The organism is Ekhidna sp. (assembly GCF_039960695.1).
Taxonomy (GTDB): domain Bacteria; phylum Bacteroidota; class Bacteroidia; order Cytophagales; family Cyclobacteriaceae; genus Ekhidna.
The window spans coordinates 516500-540769 of sequence record NZ_JBDVKP010000018.1; the positions used below are offsets into that span (position 1 = coordinate 516500).

Below are 24270 nucleotides of genomic sequence, written 5' to 3' on the forward strand. Positions count from 1 at the left end.
CGAATGAAAGCATTTTTGTCAACAACTCTATTCGCGCTACTATTTATTACTCAAGCACAAGAGCGTTCAATCGACGAGCTTAAAACGAAACTTGAAGATTATAGCAAGAATAACCTTGACTCAGCAATTGCTTATTCAGCCCTTGTTATTAAAGAGTCAACCAACTCTAAAGATGAGTTACTAAGAAACAAAGCCTTGATAAAACTGGCAGATACCTACATCCATTTTAACCTTTATAATAAAGCAGACAGTACTGTCAAATTAGTTTCCAATCAATTAGAGAAGGTAGACGAGGTGCATCTGTTTCGAATCCGAGGAAGAATTTTTAGTGAGAAAGATGAAAATGACAGTGCGCTAGAGCAGCTTTACAGAGCGCTTGAATTAAGCAAACTCAATAAAATTGTTTCGCTTGAGCCTGAGATTTATTTTGAAATAGCAGCAATCTTGCGAAAAAACAATGATCTGGAAAATTGTACCAAATACTATCGATATGCAATAGCTAAAGCACGAGAAGTAGACAACCTAGATTTAGAAGTTCGCTCCAATATTCAAATGTGCAAGGTGTATAATGGCTGGATTATCGTAAATCTTGATTCGTCCCTTTATTATGGAGAACGTGCTATGCAACTTTCACTAAATGAAAATTATGAATATGGCTATGCTAACGCGATTTCAATTGTATCTGCACCTATTATAAGAAAAGGACAATATCGGAGAGGGCTTGAAATGTCTAAAGAAGCTCTAGGATATGCAGAAGAGTACAATTTTTCTTTGATGAATAGATACTACCTAATAGCTAACCTTGGTTTTGCTTACGAAGGTTTGGAGATGTACGACTCTGCTCTTTATTATATGCAAGAAGCCGGAAAATTGAGGCCTGAAAGTTTAGATTATCCTCGATTAAAATATCGTATTTATAAAGCTCAAAAAAAATATAAGGACGCTTTAGAAGCCTTAGAAATTTACTTTGCGAAATCGGATAGTACGCAGAGAAATAGAAATAAAACCAGACTTTCAAATTTGCAAGGTAGATATGAGGCAAACTTAAAAGCTCAAGAGCTTGAGGCCGAACGCGAGCTTACTAATTTGCAGCAGGGCAAACTAGAGCAGCAATGGTATCTGATTGTAGGCATGATCGTCATTTCATTGCTTTTGGGTTTCGCTCTAATGCTCGTATATCGCCAGCGAAAACTTAAACAAACGCAGGAGATCACAAAAATTCAATTGCAACAAACGCAGGAGAAGTTGGCCATCGAACAGCAATATCGTTCCTCTGAATTGAAAGCACTTAGATCGCAAATGAATCCTCACTTCATATTCAATGCACTTAATTCCATACAAGAGTACATCATGCTAAATGAAAAAAAAATGGCAGGTAAGTACTTGGGTAAATTTGCTGATTTAATGAGAATGTACCTACAGCATAGTCAGGTTAGAAACGTAAGATTAGAAGAGGAAATTAAGGCATTGAGATTATACTTAGAGCTTGAAAAGCTTCGCTTTGAAGAAACTTTGAAATTCTCTATTGACATATCAGATGATGTAGATTCTGAAATATCCTTACCATCATTGATAATTCAGCCTTATGTTGAAAACTCACTAAAGCACGGACTTCTTCATAAGCAGGGTGAAAGAATTCTTACTATCAACTTTAGAATAGATCAAGCAACCAACCATCTCGAATGTGAAATAAGAGATAATGGCGTAGGACGTAAGCGGTCAGCCGAAATCAATCAAATGAACCATTCAGACCATCAACCTTTTGCCATAAGTGCTATTGCCACAAGGATCAACCTATTGAATTCCACGCTTTCAAGTCCAATAGAGCAAAAAGTTGAAGATTTATATGACAAAATGGGCGAGCCAAATGGCACTTCGGTTATAATTAGAGTTCCGATTTTATCTGCAGAAGATTGGGAAACTAAAACTGGCGGTTTGGAAATCAGCAATTCAGATCTAACATCACCATCACTAATTTGACTAAAATGAAAGCGGTTATCATTGATGACGAAAAAAAAGCAAGAAATTTGTTAAGAGTATTGATAGAGGAGAATTGCCCACAAATTGGAGAAATCATGGAGGCCGAAGACCTTCCAAGTGGAATAAAACTCATCAATCAAATACAACCAAATATTGTCTTTTTAGATATTGAAATGCCTGGATTTTCAGGCATACAACTTTTGGATTTCTTTGATCCTAAGCATATTAATTTCGAAATAATTTTCACCACCGCATACAGTGAATATGCTATTAATGCTTTCAAACTAAATGCTATTGATTACCTGTTAAAGCCACTGAGGGATGATCAAGTGGCAAATGCTGTGGCAAAAGTGGAACAGCAAATTGGCAAGTCCAATTTGAACGAACGACTTGAGGAACTAAAGGCAACATTGAGCGCATCCAATGTGAAAAAAATAGGCTTACCGGTTGCTGATGGAATATTATTCGTGAAGTTTGATGATATCATAATGCTCAAAGCTGATCGAATGTATACGCATGTTCATACCATTAACAACGGCAAGATACTAGTAAGTAAACCCATGAAATTTTTTGAAGACATCCTTCAGGAACTTAGAGAATTCTACAGACCTCATCGATCATACTTAATCAACTTGAAGCACATCAAACAGTATGTAAATCAAGATGGAGGTTATATCATAATGGATAACGAAGAAACAGTAAGCATTTCTCGAGAAAAGAAAGATGAGTTTTTTGAAGTGATGCAAAGCGTCTGATTTTATCGAACTAGGGTATGACTAGTCGACAACTCTAACAATGTTGTTTTTTTTCGGAAAGTCAGATTACCGATTCGGAAGCTGAGACGATCAATGATTTACTATAAGCACCACATTCGTGATAGGAAAACAAAATACTATCATGAAAAAGTTATTACTGCCTTTAGTTTTTTTCGCCAGCCTGATATCGCACGGACAAGTACCAGCGACGAGTCAGGAGCATTTATTTACCAGCGGAGATTTAACTGGAATCACCCAAACCGGGACAGCACTTACTCCAGAAACGGACAGAATGAATGTAAGCACAGATGCCATCAGCTTAAACGGTGATCACCTAAGCAGAGCATCAGTTAATTCACCTTATATATCCGTAAGCTTTTGGATAAAAACAACCACTAATGATGCAGTTGTAAGAACCATTGTTGATCATACTGAACGGACCTCTTCGGCAAATAATACTAGTGAAAGAGGTTGGTATACCTATTTGGAAGACGGGAACATAAGCATGGGAGGAAACTTCTATTATGCCTACTACTACGGCGTAGCTCCCAACGGGGAATACAGAACATTTCACAGTGGATACAGATTTGCCACGAGTACAACTGATGTTTCTGATGGAGAATGGCATCATGTAACAGCTACTGCTGAGCCGACATATTCTGGAGGTACATCTCTAAAGTATGATTATAAAATCTACATCGATGGAGTTTTAGAAGACACGGAAAGAGCTGAAGTATTGGTGTCTCCTAATACACTCAGCTATACACTTACCCCATCGAACTCAATTGCAATTGGAAATAATAGCAACGCCAATTTAGTAGACAAATATGAAGATGGATTTGACGATATCAGGTTTTATGGCAGAAAGCTAACCGCAAATGAAATTGAGGAGCTAGCCAAAGAGGGAGTTTGTTCATTTCCCCGAACAATAAATGTGACTAATGTTCAGGAAACTTCTGCTTCAGTAGATTGGATTTCTAATGACCTACCATCCTCGTGGGAAATAAGCTATGTTGAAAGCGGTGGACTGCCCAATAATGGTACAATCATTTCAAATATTTCAGAGAAAGATTATGAAGTAACGGGATTAAGTTCAAATGTTACCTACGACTTATATGTTAGGAGCATTTGCGATGGATCAGCTACAGACTGGTCGGCGGCAACCTCATTTACTACTTCGAATATCGTATATGTGGACAAAGATGCTATCGGCACCAACGATGGATCTTCCTGGGTTAATGCATACACGGATTTATCTACGGCGATATTTTACGCATCCGCAAGCGATTTTATCTGGGTTGCTGAAGGCACTTATCTACCCAATCAAAACGGGAGAAATGCAGCCTTCATATTAACAGATGATAAGCTATTTGGTGGATTTGATGGAACTGAAACTTCGCGAACCCAAAGAGACCCTGTAAATAACAAAACAATTTTAAGTGGCGATGTACAAGGCAACGATTCTGGAATCATTACAGATACAGAAACATCACGTCAGGATAATTTATATCATGTTGTGATATTTTATGGAACTACAACCAATGTAGTTGTAGATGGATTTACTATTAAAGGAGGAAATGCAAACGGCCCAATCAATAGTAATTGTGGAAGCACAGGCTTTAGTCAATACTATGGGACAAGAGGTGGGGCTATTTACGCGCAACCAACCCAAATTAACCAAACTCTCACCGCAACTTTTCGTAATTGCACGATAGAAGAAAATTCTGGAACTAGCGTAGGCGCATACACCACTTTTGTACCATGCGGGATCACTGGCACCACAGTAGATGTTGATTTCGAGAGTTGTGTGATAAGAAACAACTATTCTAACCAATTAACTGCCTTCTTTTTTGCGGGCTCCAGTGGCTACGCTAATTTCAGCAAAGGCAGCATTGTCAATAGTTTATTTCACGACAATGTTTCAAATACAGGATCTTCATGTTTGTATCTGGGCACAAGTACAGCGAATGGAGGCAACGCTTCAGGGATTGATGTTGATATATTTAATTCAACGTTTGCAGATAACACCGGAGCAAGTGGTAATGTAATGACGATGATAGGAGCATCTAATTCGACCATTAGAAACTCAATCATTTATGATAATGGAAGCGCTACTCCTTTTGTTATTACTGGCTCCGGATCTACTGTTTCAAACAGTATTGTGGAGGGAGGGCAGCAAAGCGGCACAAATTCCGACCCTTCTTTTAGCGATGTGAGTGCGGATGACTTTACACTAACATGTGCTTCTGTTGCCATAGACGCTGGAGACGCTAGCGGTCTTACTTTACCTACAAAGGATATAGCAGGAAATGACCGAGAAAATGGAACAATTGATATGGGGGCTTTTGAGTACAATGATCCCATTTATGCTTCTATAACGGCAATAGCAAAGAATTTAACAGTTGCTTTAGACCCCACCGGAAATGTCGTAATTGCACCCGAAGACGTTGACGATGGCTCTGGATCTACATGTGGTACCGAAATATCTCTTTCACTGGATATAACTTCTTTTTCCTGCACTGACATAGGACCCAATACTGTAACACTGACAGCTACAGAAATAATAGGTGGAGCATCAGCGAATGTAACAGCTACAGTTACTGTCATAGATGATAGTGCACCAATCGTAAATACTCAAGATATCACAGTATCCCTAGACGCAAATGGAAATGCAACCATTACTCCTTCTCAAATTAATGATGGGAGTAGTGATAATTGCACTTCTCTTGCAAATCTGATAATGGGCCTCGATCAAACGGCTTTTGACTGTGGAGATATTGGTCCCAATCAAGTGAACCTTACACTTGAAGATGAAAACGGGAATACTGCTTCAGCTACCGCTACAGTTAATATTATTGATGCAGCTGCACCGACTCTGATTGGCCAAAACATTACATTGACACTTGATGCAAACGGAACAGTTGGTTTGACAGCTGGCCAATTAAATAATGGCTCCTATGACAATTGCACATCGGCAGGGAATTTGATCCTATCAACAAATACATCAAGCTTTTCATGTGCTGACATAGGAACCAATCAGGTAGAGCTGACAATCGCTGATGAGTCTGGTAACCAAGCCTTTACTATGTTACAAGTAACCATCGAGGACAATTCTGCTCCAACAGTTTTAGCCCAAAACATAGTAGTTCCGCTCGATGCAAGTGGCGAAATAGTAATTGATCCGCAATCTTTGGACAATGGATCCACCGATAATTGTGAAATTAATTTTTCATTGGATAAGAGCGCCTTTAATTGTTCAAATATTGGAGTCAACAACGTAATACTTACTGGTACTGATAATGCCGGAAACCAAGCCTCCGTCTCCGCAACCATCACGATTGAGGATGATATTGCTCCAATTGTCATTACGCAAAATCTAACAGTACAGCTTGATGCATATGGACAGGCAAGTGTGAACCCAGGATCAATGGACAATGGCTCGACAGATAATTGCAGTGGGGCACTAATTTTTTCATTGAGCCAAACTGATTTCACATGCTCAGATATTGGAGTAAATACTGAGGTCTTGACAGTGACCGATGACTATGGAAACCAGTCTTCAGCACAGGTTAACATCACAGTTGAAGATGTAACCCAACCAATTGTTGTCACTCAGAATATTTCTGTCCAGCTCGATTCGAACGGTGAAGTTCAGGTAGCGCCACTTTCTTTAGATAATGGATCTTCGGATAACTGTACAGGTCAGAGTTCGCTCATTTTTGGCCTGGATCAGAGCAATTTTGACTGTAATGACTTGGGTGAAAATTCAGTGACTCTTACTGTTACTGATGCCAATGGAAATAGCAGCACTACGAATGCTACAATCACTGTTATAGATGTGAATAATCCAGTTGTTTCAGCGCAAAATGTAACTATAAAACTGAATCAAAATAATGAAGCTACAGTTTATGCAGACGACCTGGACAATGGATCATTTGATAACTGCGGTTTAACCTTGAGTTTAGAGCGAGTATTTAACAACTCAAGTGCGTCAAGACTTGTTGCTCCGACTGGACCGTCTTTGACTTTCACAAATGCGGATATTGGGAGCAATACTGTTGAATTATCCGCAACAGACCTGTCTGGAAATAGCACTTCAGTCACAGTGACAGTGACAGTAGAACCTTATAAAATGGATCAAACGATCAGTTTCGGTACCATTGCTGATCAGGTATATGGTAATGCAGATATTACTTTATCCGCAGATGCTAGCTCTGGACTATCTGTGCAATATTCTATTGTGACTGGGACTGCAGTGCAACTTAGTGGAAATGTGTTGTCAATAGTAGGAAGTGGTGAGGTGACAATTGAGGCATCTCAAGCTGGAGATGATGATTACTTCGAGGCGAATTCTGTTCAGCAAATATTTACTGTCAGTAAAGCAATGTTAAGTGTAGCAGCTGGCAACCAGACAATTACTTATGGAGAAAACATCCCGGCGCTTACAGTAAGTTATAGTGGCTTTGTAAATGGAGAAAATGCAGAAAATCTTGACGGTGAGCCTTCGGTCACGGCTGATTTTGGAGGTCAAGTTGAGGCACCAAACGCTGGCGTGTATGATTTGATTGTTTCAGGGGGCTCCTCAGATAATTATGAATTTCAATTGATCGATGGGATTTTAACCATAGATAAGGCTGATCAGGTTATTAGTATTGATCCTATTTCTGATAAGCAACCATCAGATGATCCGTTTAGTATAATAGCAAGCGTAGATTCAGATTTACCACTTATTTATTCAGTAACCGGGCCGGCAACAATTTCGGAAGAAATAATCACTTTGGATGGAACAGAAGGGACAGTGACGGTTTCTGTAGAACAAATTGGTGACATCAATTACAATGCCGTCTTAGACACTGAAACTTTTGAAGTTGCTGTCCCTCTAGCAGCTGAAGATATTGAAGATGAAATAAGCGTTTACCCAAATCCAACGTCGGACTTCCTGAATTTTACTGTGCCAAACGTCTCTTCGGTGAGAATATTTTCTTTGAATGGAAGTGTGGAGAGGTCTGAATTAAATGTGAGAAGTAAAATTGACATATCAGACCTATCACCAGGGAGCTATTTGATTGAACTTATTATCGATGAGAAGAAAGTCATTAGAAGAATATTAAAAGCAAACTAAGGCAGCATAAGCTTAGGCTCATGCAAAGGCGGCTCCAAGGGAGTCGCTTTTTTTGTTGGGAAACTCAAAAACGTTATTCGGAAGATTATTGTACAAGAATGATTAATAACGGCGCAGTTTTGATAAAAACAACTAAATAATCATTATGAACACATTTAAAAAAGCATGGACACTAATTATTGTACTTGCAGCTTTCTCATGTCAAGAGCAGGAGATTAAAAAAGAACCAAGAGATGCAACGCATGAAATCATTCATAATTATGAATATGGATCGGAGTTCTTTACTATAATTTTCGAAGTGGATGATCACTATCAGGTCCTAAACAAAAAAGGAGACTTAGCGCAATACGAAATTTTACAAGAACTAATGGTAAATGAAGAGGGAATATTGAGCATAGATGAGGTGAGTACAGACGGACTTGAAATAACATTTACTGTAATTGATTCAGAGGACAGACGTACTTATGAAACTGGGCGTGTTGAACAGCAGTGTACCAACTGGCACAGTCCTGGGGGAACAGCTTCATATTTCTTCTACAGGGACATCAATTACAATCAGGAGTTTGTCGACCTGAGACAACCAAATTGCTCGTACTTCCAGGATCAATGGTTGGATGGTGCAAATGATCAAATTTCCTCTTTCCAAATTGTAAGTACTGGCGGTAATGGAGCTCTTCTGGCGATTTTTACTGATTCATGTTTTTATGGATGGGAGTTTCAGTTTACCACAAGTGTGCCGAACCTACATGCGGTTTTTATCGATTGGAGAAATAATTCGTTTCTAAATCCTCGAGAATGGGGAATCAATAATCTGGGAGATGTCACTTCTTCCTTAAAGGGTTGGTCACTTTAATCCATTAGAATATTTTTAATTGCAGCCCACTTCTTAAGGGAGTGGGCTTTCATTTTTTAATAATTAGAATTAGCTAACTTTAGTTTTCAAAGATATTCTTATGCCTAAAATTAGAATCAAATCGGTACAATGTACTACTCCAGACGAGATAGATAAAGATGAAATGTATCTCAAAAAAGATGGTCACAAAATATGGCCTGAGGGTGAGCTTTATCATAGGGTGGATACTGGTGACGTTGAGAAAATAGATTTAGACATTGAGGTGAAAGAAGGCTGGAATGAGATTGAGGTTTGGGACTTTGATTTTGTGACCTTAAATGATAAACTAGGCGTTTTCAAGTTTAAAGTGGATGACAATCCGGGTAAGTATTCCACAACAATGACATTACTTGAAAGAGACAGTACAGCTAGTTACATGTTGTTTTGGGAGATTCTAGATAAGGACGGAAAATCAATTGATGATTAAACCGGAAGGCGATAACCTTTTATTGTCTTATATAGTCTTACTGCGTGTGAATCTGTAAGTCCGCTTACAAAATCAATGACAATTTGAAGTGCTTCATACACGGTTTCTGCACCTTTTAACTGAACTTCATATTCTTCAGGGAGAAGTCTCAGTATGGATTTATGCTTCGGGAGTGGGTGATCAAATTTATCTGCATAAACAGAAGTAGCAAATGCCTCGATCAAATTATCAATAACTTCATACCCGCCTGCTTCCTTTTCCAAAACGAGTTTTGAACGATAAATTTTTTCTATTGAAAGATCAATGATTTTTTTCATCGCAGCAGCCGATGGAATCATGCTGGTAAGATCTGAATCAAAGCTACCATCTAGCATAGCTTCTTCATTTGTGATAAAAGCATCGGAACATTCAAGAATGAGCTGACCTATAGCCATTGCTCTTAAGGTCCCTAACCGCTCATTTTGAGATTCGATTTTTTGAACCTTTTCTTCTGAATAAGAATCTCCAATGATCTCGGCAAGCAGACTTTTAACTTGCTCAAATGGGACTAACCCCAACCTGCACCCATCTTCTAAATCAATGATATGATAGCAGATATCATCAGCCGCCTCTACCAAAAAAGCTAGTGGGTGCCTTGACCATGTAGAAGATCCAAGAGAGACTAGACCCATTTCTGTAGCCATTTCTGCAAACAAGTCAGCATTACATTGATAATACCCAAATTTCTTTTGACTTTTCCTTCTATTCTCTTTTTCACTTGAAGAGGAGAGGGGGTATTTTGTAAATGCTCCTAGAGTGGCGAAAGTCAACTTTAAACCTCCGTTTCCTTTGCTGTTCAAAATCCTAAGTCCTTGGGCATTGCCTTCAAATGTGGTGAGATCTTTCCATTCTTGCTCTGTCACTTTATTCTTGAAAAACTGACCCTTCGCATTGGTTAAAAAGAACGATGAAATACTGTCTTCCCCTGAGTGACCAAATGGAGGATTACCCAGGTCATGAGCAAGGCATGCCGCCCCTACAATTCCACCAAAGTCATGGGTTGTATATCCAGCGGCTCGAAGCTCAGGGTACTTGCCTAATAGATGAGTTCCTGCGTTTTTTGCGAGCGATCGTCCAACCACTGAAACTTCTAGACTGTGAGTTAATCGCGTGTGAACAAAGTCATCCTCTGGCAGTGGAAAAACTTGAGTTTTGTCCTGAAGTTTTCTGAATGGATGCGAGAAAATGATTCGATCAAAATCTTGCTCAAACCGACTTCTGGTTTGATCATGAGCTACAGTGTTAGTTTCTCCCGGACGTTTATGTGATAACAGTTGAAGCCAGTTCATTACGAAAAATTAGGTGTTTTCCAGCAATAGCGGATCTTGTCGAAGCAATTGGCACATGGTTCGAAAGGTTTTTGGGTGCTTCTGATTGAATTCACTTGGTCGTTCGAAGAAGTTCTCAACAGCAACTGCAAAGAATTCTTCATTATTAACCGCACCATATTTTCTAAAAAAGGTCTCAGAACCTTCTGTAATTTCACCCATGGTTTTTTTTGCTCTATGTTCCTATTCTTCCAATATTTCCTGATCCAGAAAATTATATTCCTCATTCATGATTCTGTTTTCAAGTCTTAATGCATGGGCCATTTCATGCAATCCCAAGTTTCTACCATCAGGTTTTAAATACCCTTCAACAAAGTATTTCCATGAAAGTACAATCGTTTTTGCTTTAGGATTGACTTCACCCTTGTGATGTTGCTGGTTTGCTCGACTAAAGAATGTATCTGGAAATACAAGAATGTACTTAAACCAACTGAGGTTAACCTTAGGGAAGCCAAATGTGAGTTGAATTGCGGCAGCTGAAATAAGCACTTTCATTTCTGAGGTTACATGATCCATCTGTCTGGGGATAAATTTCTTAGAACTTATGAAAAGCGCCAATCTACGCTCAAAGATTTGTTTTGATTTAGGCGGTAACCTTTGATAGAACTCAAAGTTCTTTGCTAAAAAGGCTTTATGTTTCGTACTTAAGAAAAAGGCAGGGAATAGACTTCCGGTTTGATGAAAGCGAAATATCCACCTGGCGATAAATGGTATTAATAGGAGTAGAAGTAATTCCAAATCAAATCTTTTTCAGAAGATGTTTCATGTCTACCTTATCATGAAGTTTTTGGATCAGCTCACCTACTGATACTCGTTCTTGACTCATGGTATCTCGCTCGCGGATAGTAACTGTATTATCTTCTAATGTTTGATGATCAATAGTCACGCAATAAGGAGTACCTATAGCGTCTTGCCTTCTATACCGCCTTCCAATGGCATCTTTGGCATCGTATTGGAATGAAAAATCGTAACGAATTTCATTCAAAACTTCTTCTGCCTTTTCTGGAAGACCATCTTTATTGACAAGTGGAAGTATAGCTACTTTATTTGGAGCAAGAGCTGGAGGTATTCGAAGTACTGTTCGCTCGCTTTCGTCTTCTAGTTTTTCCTCGGTGTAAGCGGAAGCCATAATAGCCAAGAACATTCGATCCAATCCAATAGATGTTTCTACAACATAAGGTACATAACTTTCATTTGTATGCTGATCAAAGAATTGCAGCTTTTTGCCTGAATGCTCTTCATGAGCTTTGAGGTCAAAGTCCGTCCTGGAATGGATTCCTTCAAGCTCTTTGAATCCCATCGGGAAGTTAAATTCTATATCTGTAGCAGCATTTGCGTAGTGAGCCAGATTAATATGATCGTGGAATCGATAATTCTCCTCTCCTAACCCCAATGCTTTGTGCCAGTTAATTCGCTTTTGCTTCCAGTGGTTATACCATTCCATCTCTTCTCCTGGCTTTACAAAAAACTGCATTTCCATTTGCTCAAACTCCCGCATACGGAAAATGAATTGACGTGCAATGATTTCATTTCTGAATGCCTTGCCTATTTGGGCAATACCAAATGGTGGTTTCATCCTGGAGGTTTTTTGGACATTCAGATAATTCACGAAAATACCCTGTGCTGTCTCAGGCCGAAGGTAGATTTTATCAGCCCCATCTGCCAATGATCCCATTTCTGTAGAAAACATTAGGTTGAATTGACGCACGTCTGTCCAGTTCTTGGAGCCAGATACTGGATCGGCAATCTCAAGTTCTTCAATGAGGGCCTTTACATCAGCAAGATTTCCAGACCCAAGTGCACCACCAAGACGGTCTTCAATGGCTTTGATTTTTTCCTTATATCCTACTACTCTGGGGTTTGTCGAAACAAATTGATGGCTATCAAAAGTATCTCCAAAGCGTTTCGCTGCTTTGGTAACCTCCTTATCTATCTTTCCTTCCACCTTGGCGATGTATTCTTCTACTAATACATCTGCCCGGTATCGTTTCTTTGAGTCTTTATTGTCAATCAAGGGATCGTTAAAAGCATCCACATGACCAGAGGCTTTCCAAGTGGTTGGGTGCATAAAAATAGCGGCATCAATACCTACAATATTCTCATGCATCCGCACCATCGCCTGCCACCAATATTCTTTGATATTATTTTTTAGCTCAGATCCATTAGGACCGTAATCATAGGTAGCGCCAAGCCCATCATAAATGTCGCTCGATGGATATATAAATCCATATTCTTTGCAGTGAGAAACAATGTTTTTAAGGGATCCTCCGTCAGGTGTATTGCTCATAGTCCGCAAAGATATGTTTAGCACTTTTCTTTTGCCTTTACCGACAAGAATTTTTGTTCCGTATCAATTTTGAATTACAACTTAATCAAGCTTGATTGATCCTTAAACCGGATGGGTATTTCGGTGTGCTGAGTTCATGATTCTTATTCTAAACAGTTCTTCAGCTCTTTTCTAATAGTTGCGAATATTCACTATTTTATATGAATCGGTTATTATTTTACAATCCATAGGATACTTAGTAAATGGAAACTGTACCTAAAAAAGGCTTTCAAGGATTGATTGAAAATTGGCAGAGTGATTTGATCGCTGCGGTCAGTGTCGCACTTATTGCTTTACCACTTTCATTGGGTATTGCTTTAGCCGCAGGGGCGCCTGCCATGGCGGGTATCATTTCAGCAATTGTTGGTGGTATGGTCACCACCTTTTATCGGGGTGGTCATGTATCCGTTAACGGACCCGCAAAGGGAGTCATTGGGGTGATCCTATTGGGTATTGTATTGATGGACGATGGTTCAGGCCAGGCCTTTAATTATATATTGGCTGCAGTAGTTGTTTCAGGTGCAATTCAAGCTGTTTTGGGGCTATTGAAATTGGGACGACTAGCGGATATCTTCCATACTTCCGTCATTCACGGCATTTTGGCGGCCATTGGGATCATCATAGTTGCAAAACAGATCCATGTGGCGATGGGTACTCAATCTGATAGCCCAAATATTATCCAAAACCTCATTGATGCCATTGTATACTTACCTCAAGTCAATCCTTTTGTGTTGATTATTTCTTTGGTGGGCTTATTTCTATTATTGTTTCATTCCAAAATTAGTAACCGGTTTTTCCATTTTTTGCCTGCCCCGATGTGGGTTATCGCTCTATCCATTCCATTTGCTTATGCTTTCAATTTCTTTGACCCACACACGCTTTCATTCCTTGGTAAGGCTTATGAGGTTGGCCCTCATCTGCTGCTGGACATTCCCGATTCTTTCAAGGATTCAATCATGCACCCCAACTTCAGCAAAGTTGATACGCTGGAATTCTGGACAACCGTCTTTTCCATTTTAATTATCACAAGTATTGAATCCTTAGCCATTGCGAAAGCCGTTGACAAAATTGATCCTTATAAGCGAAAGACGGATTTGAATAAGGATCTGACAGGCATTGGATTGAGCACAATGGCAGCTGGTTTCATTGGAGGTTTGCCAATCATTGCTGTGATTATTCGAAGTACGGTCAATATCCATAATGGCGCAAAAACCAAGTGGTCTAATTTGTATCAGGGACTATTACTGCTGCTTTTTATTGTGGTATTGAGCCCAATCATGAGCCAGGTCCCATTATGTGCTTTTGCTATTCTACTTGTTTATACCGGATTTAAATTGGCATCCCCTGCGGTCTTCAAACAAGCGTATGACCAGGGAACTGAGCAACTCATCTTCTTTATTGGCACGATGATCATGACCTTATATACCAATTTATTAATTGGTTTGCTTGGTGGATCATTATTGGCACTCGTTACCCATATGTTATTGGCGAGGATGTCCATAGCTCAATTTTTTAGAATGATTTATCAATCACGTACAAAATTGATAAAGCGACCAGATGGCGGTTTTGATTTGAAAATTAGAGGAATTGCAAATTTCTTAGGCATATTGAAGATCGACAAATTAGTTGCTCAAATTCCTTCCGGTACAGACGTCAATATTGATTTATCAGAAACAAGATTGGTAGGTATGACCTATATGGACTACCTGGTGGAATTCTTAAAGATGCAAAGGGAATCGGGAGGCAAAGTTTTTATCATAGGATTGGATTCGCATGTTTCATCTTCCTCATATAATAGGGCTTTAAAACTTAGCTTGACCAGTTCTGCTAAGTTATCGCAAAGGCAAAAACGATTACGAAATCTAGCAACTAAGAAAGATTATCAATTCAGTAGTCAAATGGATTGGAATACGATTTATCTGCAGAAATTCCACTTTTTTGAAATTAGGCCGATTGAAGGAAAAACCAATACGCTCAAAGGGACCTTTGATGATTTGGATGTGTCATGGGAGATTGCCGATGTAACCTTTAATGAGGGCCATGCTTTTACAGCTGAGACGTTTAATACGACACTAATGATCTTAAAATTGAATAGGAAAATACCTGTTTTCACCATTGAAAAGGAGGGAGTATTTGAGAGAATATTTGATCGTGTGATGGCTTTTACCGGCTATAAAGACATTGATTTTAAGATGTATCCAGATTTTTCTAAGAAATTCCTTCTTATGGGGAATAACGTAGCTGAGATTCGGGCATTTTTTACAGATGAAATCATTCGCTTTTTTGAGAACCATCATATTTATCATTTAGAAAGCAATGGTGAGGCGCTTCTCATTTTTAATAAAATTAAACTAGCACGGACTGATGAAACCCTTGTGTTTATAGATTATGGCAAAGAATTGGCCACTCTATTAAATGCAAAAACATCCTAACAATTCCGTTCTAGCATGCAAATAGCAATCACAAAAAGTCTGCAATGAGCATTATTAATTCTTTTGTTGGCGGTGTTGAATTCAAATGTTTGTCATTTGGCCTACATCTTGCAATCTTCTTTTTGAATATGGAATCCATTATCTTAATTATGTCGTTGTTTAAGCATTATAAATGAAAGAAATGAAATACTTGTTGACAATAATTTTCGCTTTGATGATAACTTCCATTGCAATTGCTCAAGATGAAGTGACTCACGATTCGTATGATCAGTTACTACAAAAATATGTTGATGATGATGGCATGGTTAACTATAAGGGGCTTAAATCTGATAGATCCAGGCTTAAATCATATTTATCAATTTTAGAAAATAATTCACCTAAAAAGTCTTGGACAAGAGATCAAAAGCTTGCTTACTGGATCAATGCGTATAATGCATACACGTTAGATTTGATATTGGAGCACTACCCAGTAGCGAGTATTAAAGATATTGGCTCAGCTATCAAAATTCCATTCGTAAGCACTGCATGGGATATAAAATTCATTAAAATTGACGGAAAAGAATACGATCTTAATAATATAGAGCATGGGATTATTAGAAAGGACTTTGATGAACCCAGAATCCATTTTGCATTGGTTTGTGCAGCAGTTTCGTGCCCAAAACTCCAAAACAGAGCATATACTCCAGGAAAACTAGATGAACAATTGACTAAGGCAGCAAAAGAATTTTTATCAAATCCCGCAAAGAACAATTTTAAAAATTCTAATCAAGCAACTTTATCTAAATTATTTAATTGGTATGGGGGAGACTTTAAGAAAGAAGGATCACTTATCGATTACATTAATCGTTATGCACCGACTAAACTTAATAAGAATGCGGACATTGATTGGATGGAGTATATCTGGAAATTGAACGAACAACAATAAAAAAGGCCTGGTTAAATTCAACCAGGCCTTTTTTGAGGATTAAAGATGGATTCTATTTGATAATCCGCCTCCCTACGCTGTGATACTCAAAGCCAAGCTCTACCATTTGATCAATATCATAAAGATTTCTCCCATCGAAGATCACTTTATTTTTTAATACTGATGTGATCTTTTCAAATTCTGGTGTTCTAAATATAGGCCACTCAGTCATAATCATTAGTGCGTCAGCATCTTTGAGTGCATCATATTGATCTTTTGCGAAATAAATGGATTCCCCAAATATTCCTTTCACATTGTCCATTGCTTCAGGATCGTATGCTTTCACTTTTGCACCTTCATTAAGTAAAATTTGAATATTCTCTAAAGCTGGTGCCTCTCGTATATCATCCGTGTAAGGCTTAAACGCAAGGCCCCAGATGGCAATCGTTTTTCCTGATAGATCTCCACCAAAATATTCCTTTAGTGGATTAATTAATTTTTGTTTTTGATGTTGATTGACATCCATTACAGAATTCAGAATTCTAAAGTTGTAATTAACTTCATTGGATGATTTTGCTAAGGCTTGAACATCTTTTGGAAAACAGCTCCCACCATATCCAATCCCAGCAAACAAAAATCTGTTTCCAATTCGTGAATCTGTTCCAATACCTTTCCTAACCTTATCCACATCTGCACCCATGAGTTCGCAGAGATTTGCGATCTCATTCATAAATGTGATTTTAGTAGCTAAAAATGAATTTGCGGCATATTTTGTAAGCTCAGCCGATCGGACGTCCATGAAAATTATTGGATTACCTTGACGAACAAACGGTGCATAAAGCTTTTCCATAAGCTTTACTGATCGGGGTTCTTCAGCTCCAATCACAACTCTGTCTGGTTTCATGAAATCGTCAACAGCTACGCCTTCTCTCAGAAATTCAGGGTTAGAAACAACCTCGAAATCCACTTCAGCTCCCATTTTCACTTTGGCTGTTACCTTCTCAGCTGTCCCGACGGGAACGGTGCTTTTATCTACGATCACCGTAAAATCTTTTAGCATAGGGCCAAGATCTTCTGCAACTTTTAGTACATATTGAAGGTCTGCAGAACCATCCTCTCCAGGTGGAGTGGGTAATGCCAGAAAGATGATTTGTGCATCCTTAATACCATCTTTCAAACTTGTTGTGAACTCAAGCCTTCCTTGTCTTATATTTCTTTCGAACAAAGCTTCTAGACCAGGCTCATATATGGTTATCTGCTTATTGTTAAGTTTTTTTACCTTTTCTTCATCTATATCAACACATTTAACATGGTTTCCGGTCTCTGCAAAACAAGTTCCTGTTACTAAACCAACATAGCCTGTTCCAACAACTGCAATTTTCATTTCTAAATAAATTTTATTCTAAAGGCGGCGCAAAGCTAAAGCTTGTTTTTTAATTCAAATTAGAGCTATTCTATTTTTTCGTGAACAAGATTAGTAATTTTGCGTTCCCAACAAGAGCAAACGATTTAAGTATGTCGACAACAGCAATATCCTCCCCTGAAGAAGTGACTGAAAATAAAGAAATGATCGCGAAGATGATTCGTGACTTTTGTGTTAAGGAAATTGAACCACATAAGATGAAATGGGATGAGTCTCAGGAGTTCCCTAAGGACTTATTTCACAAGATGGGTGAATTGGGGCTTATGGGAGTATTGGTGCCGCAGGAATATGGAGGAGCAGGATTTGGCTATCATGAATATGTTACGGCTATCGTCGAGTTATCTAAGGTGGACGGATCAATAGGGTTGTCCATGGCAGCTCACAACTCGCTCTGCACTGGTCATATCCTTCAACATGGCAGCGAAGAACAAAAGAAAAAATACTTACCTAAGTTGGCATCTGGAGAGTGGATAGGTGCCTGGGGACTTACTGAACCCAATACAGGATCTGATGCGGGTAACATGAAAACTGTTGCAGAAAAGGATGGAGATGAATGGGTTATCAACGGGGCTAAAAACTTTATTACGCACGGGAATACTGGCAATGTTGCAGTAGTAATTGCAAGAACAGGAGAAGCTGGTAAGTCTAGAAATGGGAGTGCTTTTATTGTAGAGAGAACTAACCCTGGATTTAAGCAAGGAAGAAAAGAAGATAAACTTGGAATGCGAGCTTCGGAAACATCAGAAATGATTTTTGAAGATTGCAGAATCCCTGCTGGGAATTTAATTGGGGAAATTGGCGATGGTTTCGTCCAAGCACTTAAAGTTTTGGATGGTGGGCGAATATCAATTGCCGCTTTAGGTTGTGGTATTGCTGAAGGAGCGCTCAATGCTGCGCTGGCATATTCCCAAGAACGTGAACAATTTGGTAAATCAATTTCAAAATTTCAAGGAATATCATTCAAGCTGGCTGATATGGCTGTAAAAGTTGAAGCTGCGAAATTGTTAACATATCAATCGGCAGAATTAAAAAATCAAGGAAAAAGTGTAAACAGAGAGTCTGCAATGGCAAAGCTATACTCCTCTGAAATAGCTGTAGAAGTAGCAAATGACGGGGTTCAAATCTTTGGTGGTTATGGATATACAAAAGATTATCCTGCTGAAAAATATTATAGGGATGCAAAGCTTTGCACCATTGGAGAGGGTACATCCGAAATTCAAAAGATTGTGATATCACGTACCTTATTGAATCAATAATTGTAATGAAATAAAATAGCTGCTATATTTGCGGCCCATTAAAAATTCTGAAATGTTAATAATAAACGTTAAAGAGAACGAGTCAATAGACAGAGCGCTTAAAAGATTTAAGAAGAAGTTCGAAAAAACAGGTGTACTTAGAGAATTGAGATCTCGCACTCACTTTAAAAAGCCTTCAGTGGCAAGAAGAGAAGAGGTCATTAAAGCAAAGTACATCCAGCATTTGAGAGACGAGGAAAATAAATAGTCCTATCTCCTTCTTCTTCACCTAAGATTTTAATAAGTTAGTATTCACCTCATTTCTAAGAGGTGAAGCTGCTTATGGTGGAAACCTTCCTTAAATATCTTTCCTTCGAAAAACGCTACAGTAAACACACTATTGAAGCTTACAGGAAAGACCTCCAACAGTTTACCGACTTTCTTATATCTGATTTTGAAACCAGTGAATTAGATACTGTAAGGCATATTCAAATAAGAAATTGGATTGTTGCCTTAATGGATGATGGACTTTCACCTAAGTCCGTAAATAGAAAAATTGCCACGCTCAAATCATTTTACAAGTTTCTGCTTGCCAGAGAATATGTGGATGCAAATCCTACTTCTCAAATAAAACCATTAAAAACAGAAAAGGATTTACCATCTTTTGTTAAAGAAGAAGAGATGACTGAATTGCTTGATAGAGTTGAATTCTCATCTGATTTTAGTGGTCAGCGAGATAAGCTATTGCTAGAGTTGTTATACTCAACCGGTATACGGCTTGCAGAATTACAAGGACTTGAAGAAACAGATATTAATATTTATGAAAAAACCATTCGTGTACTCGGAAAAAGGAACAAGGAGCGAATCATACCGATCGGAAATTCGTTAGTACAATTGATAGAAACCTATCGAAACCTGAAGCGAAGTATGGAGATGACAGAGCCGAATTTATTGCTAACCGATGGCGGTAAATCTTTATATCCTATGTTCATTTACCGCAAGGTTAAAAAGTATTTAACAGCGGTAACCACCCTGAGTAAAAAGAGCCCTCATGTGATGAGGCACACTTTTGCTACTCACTTATTAAATAAAGGGGCAGATTTAAATGCGGTAAAGGATTTACTGGGTCATACCAGCCTTGCTGCAACTCAAGTCTATACCCATAACTCGATTGAGAAGCTAAAGGCAGCCTTTGATCAGGCACATCCGAAAGCTTAATGTATAACCTTTAAACGTGACAAAGATGAAGTTACAGATGCATTCCATTCACTTCGACGCAGACGGCAAGCTGCTCGATTTTATCCAAAAGAAACTTGATAAGTTGGAAACCTTTTATGACAGGATCATCGATGGGGAAGTATTTCTCCGTGTAGAGAAAGATGATAATAATGAAAACAAGATTGTAGAGATTAAATTGAATGGACCTAAGAATCAGTTCTTCTCCAAGGAGAGGGCACGATCTTTTGAAGCGGGCGCGGATGCAGCTGTAGAAGCTTTGAGAAGGCAGCTAAAAAAGCATAAGGAAAAAGCACTTGCCCACTGAGGTACGCAAGTGGATATAAAAAAGCCCCGTGCTCATGGAGTACGGGGCTTTTTATTGAAAATCTTGATAGCTTTAGCCTACACTAACATTATATGCTATGAAAAAAATATTCACTTATTTAGTAATTTCGTGACAGCTCTAGCATGTCAAGAACAGGAAGAACATATTACAATATTTGATTTAGAATCACTTAAAGTTGACTTAATAGAGTTCTACAACTCTGAATCAACAAAGAACATGAGTGCTGTTGAAATGCATCAGGAAGTTGAGGCTATATTTCATCGAAATGGAGGAGAATTTAGAGATCCAACAGAACAGGAATTCCGATACTTCAACTCAATTCCACGAACCGAATCTTCATGCGTAACACCAGGGTCAACCATAGTTGATAGTGAAATGGTTGATCATGGTGATGGTACTTGGGGTTTCGTAACTAGGTGGAGTGATGGATCAATAACTTGGTATGTGGGTTCTAACGGAAGTTACGAAAGCTATTGCTTTGGGCCAAATGACTAACTCTTCCATTTAATGGTACACCCAATGGCTCTCTTTTCAGTTACAGTAGGCTTGTTGCCTGAAAGGAGGGCTTTAACTGCATCTTCAACATAGGCCTCTGATACATCGGAGGCATCATTTGGACTATCATCAATTCCTCCAATAAATTCAACTTTATACTTCCCAGTAGCTTCCTTATTTAAAACATAAGTGTGGGGTGTTTTAGTAGCACCAAATGCTTTAGCCACCTCTTGACTGTCATCTCTTACATACGGGAAGCTATAACCTTTGTCACTCGCTCTTTTCTTCATTTTTTGCATAGAGTCATCAGGTTGTTGAGTAATGTCATTTGGATTAATTGCGATAACAGGAAACCCTTTGCTGGCATATTTCTTGTCCAGTTCCAAAATTCTTGATTCATATGCGTTTGCAAAAGGACACGTATTGCAAGTAAATACAATAATTATTCCTTTAGCATTACTGAAATCAGACATAGATACCATTTTGCCATCGACATTGGGCAAGCTAAAATCTTTTGCATATTCACCTACCTGATATCCTTTCTGAGGTAGAGAAGAGTTGGTGAAAAGTGCGGTAATAACGGCTACTACACCGATCAATAAAATAAATGTTCGTTTCATGGTTTTGGACATTTTTAATTCAAATATTTTTCAATGGTTTTCTCTAATTCCTCCTTAGTAAACGCTTTTTCATGGAAATACGTTTTCCCAAGATCTGTAACAAATAACGTAGCGGGGATTGCACCTGACCAATCAGCACTAACTTTGCCCATATAATCGTCAGGATCTTTTTCATCTAAGAACAATACATCTGACTTTAATGCCTTTTTAACAACAAATTTTTTCACACGATCCAGTTCGCTTTGAAAGTCGATGCTAACAAGATAGACTTTTACATTCCTATTCTCAGATTCCAGTGTGTCGAAGTGAGGAAGTTCCTTTATACATGGCCCACACCAGGTGGCCCAAAAATTAAATACAGTAAGAGGGGCGTCCGTATAGAGCATCTTCTTTTGAAGGTCTGAAAATTTCACCACTTCCACCTCTTGGGCAGAAAGATGAAGTGAAACCAAGATGCACAAACCCAGGGCTATTTTTTTCATCATAGGAAATACGAAATTACATCAATCAGGGTTTATGCATTTATTTATCGTTTCGATGATTTTGTACAATTCATAGATTAGCTCTTGGAGTTGCATTCATTCCTACATATTACTGGTAATATTTAAATAAAATGAATATAAAAGAATGATTAATCAGTAGTACGACTTATTTATAAACTTGAATACTGTCGAGGGCATTTAGCTCCATGTCATAATTGAATCCAAATGATAAGAGTATTTTTTATCCACAAAAGAGGAAAGTTATCCACATTAAAAATGAAAACAACCCTATTGACCTGAAAATCAAAAGGTTATAAGAAATTTCCAATCAATTTAATTTGTTGATAACTATAAATAGAAGACTTTAAAGTGCTGTAAATCAGGGATTTATCATTTGATAATTATTCAGCTGTTTGACGAATGAGTTTTTTTCGATAAGCATTGAAAATTCTAGACTTTGATATAAATCCGACATATTTTCCATTGTCAATGACAGGCAAATTCCATGCTTGAGTGACTTCAAATTTATTCATCACGGATTGCATTTTTTCCTGAGGAGAGACACTTGCAGGAGGTTTTTGCATGATTGTCTTAATTATCACATTAGTGCGTGATTCATCATCAAACATCATTTCTCGAATGTCATCTAAAGTGACTATTCCTTGTAATTCCCTTTCATCATTTACAACTGGAAAAATGTTTCTCTTACTTTTCATCACAAGTTTCACCAGGTCATTTAAAGTTGCCTCGGGCTTAATAGTTAGTAGGTCCCGCTCTACTATTTTCTTTAAATCGATTAAGCTTAATACAATTTGGTCTTTATCATATTGGATCAGGTCCCCTGTTTCTATTAACCGTTTGGTATAAATACTGTGTTTTTCAAAATAAGAAATAGTGCTAAACGAAATGGCGGAGACTAGCATCAATGGTACGAAGAGTTCATAGCCACTGGTGATCTCTGCAATAAGGAAGATAGCAGTAAGTGGAGCATGTAGAACACCGCTCATGACTCCACACATTCCAACTAAAGTAAAGTTACTTGTACTGAGTGAAGTATTGAGAATTGAATTGGAAGTAGAACTGAAAACAAAGCCAGATAGTCCACCCATGAATAAAGATGGAGCAAAAATACCACCACTACCACCTGCACCAATTGTCAGTGCAGTAGCCATTGGTTTTACTAGGAGGATAAAGAAAAGAAATATTATTAAAGAGGCATGATTTTCTGAAAGACCATTGAAAAGTGTGTTTTGGAATACCTCCGCAGAACTTCCTTGAAGTAAACTTTTGATAGTTTCATAACCTTCGCCATAGATTGGAGGAAAGGTCAGAATGATTAGTGCTAGCGAGATTCCTCCAACTGCGGCTCTGCCAAAATCATTTTTAATCTTTTTTATGCTCCCCTCAAATACATACATAATTCGAGTGAAGTACAATGAAATTAAACCACAAACAGCTCCAAAAAGTAAGTAGTATCCAGTTTCTTTTGCGATGAAATTCTCCGTGAGACTAAAGGAAAAAAGAATATCCTCTCCGAGTAAAACTAATGCTACCAGCTGTCCACATACAGAAGCAATCAAAAGCGGGATGAACCTGCTAATTTTTACTTCTGTCAAGATCACTTCCATCGCAAAGATTACACCAGTAACTGGCGAATTGAAGATAGCAGAGATGGCTCCAGCGGCCCCACAACCTAGCAATACCGTTCTTTTCTTATAACCAAGATGAAATAAGCGTCCCAAGTTTGACCCAATGGCTGATCCAGTAACCACAATTGGTGCCTCCAATCCCACAGATCCTCCAAATCCAACTGTGATGGCACTGGTGACCATTCGTGAATACATCCGGGTTTTACGAATAACGCTCGAGTTCTTTGATATGGAATACAATATCTGGGTAATGCCATGACCCAGATTCTCTTTAAAAAGATATCGAGAGACGAGGACTGTAAGTAAGATTCCAAGAAGTGGATATCCAAGATAGAAATAGTTAAAGCTAAACAAGGTGTGATTTAGCTCGAGATACTGAATGATTATATGAACAGTACTCTTTAGTATAACCGCTGCTAGACCTGAAAATAGACCGATTAGCCCTGCAGTTATCAGTAAAAAATTATTGTCACTAATGTGCCTAATGCGCCACACCAGGAACTTCATCATGACCGTGCTAAATGTACTCTTACTTTGGTTTGCCATCTCAAAAAGTAAGGCAAAGGTATGTCTTTGTACCTGCTAGTAGAGTAAAAA

General features: G+C 38.4%; 18 protein-coding genes and 1 pseudogene. 12 read left to right on the plus strand and 7 right to left on the minus strand.

The window, feature by feature from the left end:
- The first annotated feature begins 3 nt into the window (after nucleotides 1–3).
- The 5 genes from ABJG98_RS12400 to ABJG98_RS12420 all read left to right on the plus strand — a co-directional run bounded on the left by ABJG98_RS12400 (nucleotide 4) and on the right by ABJG98_RS12420 (nucleotide 9176).
- Complete coding sequence (locus tag ABJG98_RS12400) at nucleotides 4–1980, plus strand: histidine kinase (protein ID WP_348279840.1); 1977 nt, start codon at nucleotides 4–6, stop codon at nucleotides 1978–1980.
- 5 nt (nucleotides 1981–1985) lie between these two features.
- The gene (locus ABJG98_RS12405; protein WP_348279841.1) at nucleotides 1986–2735 is read left to right on the plus strand and encodes a LytTR family DNA-binding domain-containing protein; all 750 of its coding nucleotides are present in this window, start codon (nucleotides 1986–1988) and stop codon (nucleotides 2733–2735) included.
- 142 nt (nucleotides 2736–2877) lie between these two features.
- A complete protein-coding gene (locus tag ABJG98_RS12410; RefSeq protein ID WP_348279842.1) occupies nucleotides 2878–7857 on the plus strand; it encodes an MBG domain-containing protein in 4980 nt (1659 codons plus the stop codon).
- A 145-nt stretch (nucleotides 7858–8002) separates the two neighbouring features.
- A complete protein-coding gene (locus ABJG98_RS12415; protein ID WP_348279843.1) occupies nucleotides 8003–8710 on the plus strand; it encodes a hypothetical protein in 708 nt (235 codons plus the stop codon).
- A gap of 100 nt (nucleotides 8711–8810) precedes the next feature.
- Entirely contained in the window at nucleotides 8811–9176 is a 366-nt protein-coding gene (locus ABJG98_RS12420) for a hypothetical protein (RefSeq protein ID WP_348279844.1), read from the plus strand.
- Here the strand turns inward: ABJG98_RS12420 and ABJG98_RS12425 are convergent.
- The 3 genes and pseudogenes from ABJG98_RS12425 to ABJG98_RS12435 all read right to left on the minus strand — a co-directional run bounded on the left by ABJG98_RS12425 (nucleotide 9173) and on the right by ABJG98_RS12435 (nucleotide 12830).
- Nucleotides 9173–10504 (minus strand): deoxyguanosinetriphosphate triphosphohydrolase, encoded by a 1332-nt coding sequence (locus ABJG98_RS12425; protein ID WP_348279845.1) that lies wholly within the window; start codon nucleotides 10502–10504, stop codon nucleotides 9173–9175. The genes ABJG98_RS12420 and ABJG98_RS12425 overlap by 4 nt on opposite strands.
- A gap of 9 nt (nucleotides 10505–10513) precedes the next feature.
- Nucleotides 10514–11281 (minus strand): annotated as a pseudogene (locus ABJG98_RS12430) (zinc-dependent peptidase).
- 1 nt (nucleotide 11282) lies between these two features.
- The gene (locus ABJG98_RS12435) at nucleotides 11283–12830 is read right to left on the minus strand and encodes a glycine--tRNA ligase (protein WP_348279846.1); all 1548 of its coding nucleotides are present in this window, start codon (nucleotides 12828–12830) and stop codon (nucleotides 11283–11285) included.
- Nucleotides 12831–13072: 242 nt separating this feature from the next.
- On the opposite strand from ABJG98_RS12435, the gene ABJG98_RS12440 reads away from it, so the two are divergent.
- Both ABJG98_RS12440 and ABJG98_RS12445 read left to right on the plus strand, forming a co-directional pair.
- A complete protein-coding gene (locus tag ABJG98_RS12440; protein WP_348279847.1) occupies nucleotides 13073–15301 on the plus strand; it encodes a SulP family inorganic anion transporter in 2229 nt (742 codons plus the stop codon).
- 172 nt (nucleotides 15302–15473) lie between these two features.
- Nucleotides 15474–16226 carry a DUF547 domain-containing protein gene (locus ABJG98_RS12445; protein ID WP_348279848.1) on the plus strand — a complete coding sequence of 251 codons (753 nt, stop codon included), beginning with the start codon at nucleotides 15474–15476 and terminating at the stop codon, nucleotides 16224–16226.
- Between the two features lie 52 nt (nucleotides 16227–16278).
- On the opposite strand, the gene ABJG98_RS12450 is transcribed toward ABJG98_RS12445, so the two are convergent.
- Entirely contained in the window at nucleotides 16279–17589 is a 1311-nt protein-coding gene (locus ABJG98_RS12450) for a UDP-glucose/GDP-mannose dehydrogenase family protein (RefSeq protein ID WP_348279849.1), read from the minus strand.
- 131 nt (nucleotides 17590–17720) lie between these two features.
- On the opposite strand from ABJG98_RS12450, the gene ABJG98_RS12455 reads away from it, so the two are divergent.
- The 5 genes from ABJG98_RS12455 (at nucleotide 17721) to ABJG98_RS12475 (ending at nucleotide 20922) form a co-directional block, all read left to right on the plus strand.
- On the plus strand, nucleotides 17721–18884 hold the full coding sequence (locus tag ABJG98_RS12455; RefSeq protein WP_348279850.1) for an acyl-CoA dehydrogenase family protein: 1164 nt from the start codon (nucleotides 17721–17723) through the stop codon (nucleotides 18882–18884).
- A gap of 52 nt (nucleotides 18885–18936) precedes the next feature.
- A complete protein-coding gene (gene rpsU / locus ABJG98_RS12460) occupies nucleotides 18937–19131 on the plus strand; it encodes a 30S ribosomal protein S21 (RefSeq protein WP_348279851.1) in 195 nt (64 codons plus the stop codon).
- Nucleotides 19132–19193: 62 nt separating this feature from the next.
- Nucleotides 19194–20081: a tyrosine-type recombinase/integrase gene (locus ABJG98_RS12465; RefSeq protein ID WP_348279852.1), complete on the plus strand. Its 888-nt coding sequence runs from the start codon at nucleotides 19194–19196 to the stop codon at nucleotides 20079–20081.
- Between the two features lie 25 nt (nucleotides 20082–20106).
- Nucleotides 20107–20406, plus strand: coding sequence for a ribosome-associated translation inhibitor RaiA (raiA, locus tag ABJG98_RS12470; RefSeq protein ID WP_348279853.1), 300 nt, complete (start codon nucleotides 20107–20109; stop codon nucleotides 20404–20406).
- 129 nt (nucleotides 20407–20535) lie between these two features.
- On the plus strand, nucleotides 20536–20922 hold the full coding sequence (locus tag ABJG98_RS12475; RefSeq protein ID WP_348279854.1) for a hypothetical protein: 387 nt from the start codon (nucleotides 20536–20538) through the stop codon (nucleotides 20920–20922).
- Here ABJG98_RS12475 and ABJG98_RS12480 read toward each other — a convergent pair.
- The 3 genes from ABJG98_RS12480 to ABJG98_RS12490 all read right to left on the minus strand — a co-directional run bounded on the left by ABJG98_RS12480 (nucleotide 20919) and on the right by ABJG98_RS12490 (nucleotide 24219).
- Nucleotides 20919–21542 (minus strand): thioredoxin family protein, encoded by a 624-nt coding sequence (locus ABJG98_RS12480; protein WP_348279855.1) that lies wholly within the window; start codon nucleotides 21540–21542, stop codon nucleotides 20919–20921. The genes ABJG98_RS12475 and ABJG98_RS12480 overlap by 4 nt on opposite strands.
- A 14-nt stretch (nucleotides 21543–21556) precedes the next feature.
- Nucleotides 21557–22027, minus strand: a complete 471-nt coding sequence (locus ABJG98_RS12485) for a TlpA disulfide reductase family protein (protein ID WP_348279856.1) — start codon at nucleotides 22025–22027, stop codon at nucleotides 21557–21559.
- 398 nt (nucleotides 22028–22425) lie between these two features.
- A complete protein-coding gene (locus ABJG98_RS12490) occupies nucleotides 22426–24219 on the minus strand; it encodes a chloride channel protein (protein ID WP_348279857.1) in 1794 nt (597 codons plus the stop codon).
- Nucleotides 24220–24270 lie beyond the last annotated feature (51 nt).

Coding starts and splice junctions, on each gene's coding strand:
- ABJG98_RS12400 (WP_348279840.1), top strand. CDS start 4: ATGAAAGCATTTTTGTCAACAACTCTATTCGCGCTACTATTTATTACT.
- ABJG98_RS12405 (WP_348279841.1), top strand. CDS start 1,986: ATGAAAGCGGTTATCATTGATGACGAAAAAAAAGCAAGAAATTTGTTA.
- ABJG98_RS12410 (WP_348279842.1), top strand. CDS start 2,878: ATGAAAAAGTTATTACTGCCTTTAGTTTTTTTCGCCAGCCTGATATCG.
- ABJG98_RS12415 (WP_348279843.1), top strand. CDS start 8,003: ATGAACACATTTAAAAAAGCATGGACACTAATTATTGTACTTGCAGCT.
- ABJG98_RS12420 (WP_348279844.1), top strand. CDS start 8,811: ATGCCTAAAATTAGAATCAAATCGGTACAATGTACTACTCCAGACGAG.
- ABJG98_RS12425 (WP_348279845.1), bottom strand. CDS start 10,504: ATGAACTGGCTTCAACTGTTATCACATAAACGTCCGGGAGAAACTAAC.
- ABJG98_RS12435 (WP_348279846.1), bottom strand. CDS start 12,830: ATGAGCAATACACCTGACGGAGGATCCCTTAAAAACATTGTTTCTCAC.
- ABJG98_RS12440 (WP_348279847.1), top strand. CDS start 13,073: ATGGAAACTGTACCTAAAAAAGGCTTTCAAGGATTGATTGAAAATTGG.
- ABJG98_RS12445 (WP_348279848.1), top strand. CDS start 15,474: ATGAAAGAAATGAAATACTTGTTGACAATAATTTTCGCTTTGATGATA.
- ABJG98_RS12450 (WP_348279849.1), bottom strand. CDS start 17,589: ATGAAAATTGCAGTTGTTGGAACAGGCTATGTTGGTTTAGTAACAGGA.
- ABJG98_RS12455 (WP_348279850.1), top strand. CDS start 17,721: ATGTCGACAACAGCAATATCCTCCCCTGAAGAAGTGACTGAAAATAAA.
- rpsU (WP_348279851.1), top strand. CDS start 18,937: ATGTTAATAATAAACGTTAAAGAGAACGAGTCAATAGACAGAGCGCTT.
- raiA (WP_348279853.1), top strand. CDS start 20,107: ATGAAGTTACAGATGCATTCCATTCACTTCGACGCAGACGGCAAGCTG.
- ABJG98_RS12480 (WP_348279855.1), bottom strand. CDS start 21,542: ATGAAACGAACATTTATTTTATTGATCGGTGTAGTAGCCGTTATTACC.
- ABJG98_RS12485 (WP_348279856.1), bottom strand. CDS start 22,027: ATGATGAAAAAAATAGCCCTGGGTTTGTGCATCTTGGTTTCACTTCAT.
- ABJG98_RS12490 (WP_348279857.1), bottom strand. CDS start 24,219: ATGGCAAACCAAAGTAAGAGTACATTTAGCACGGTCATGATGAAGTTC.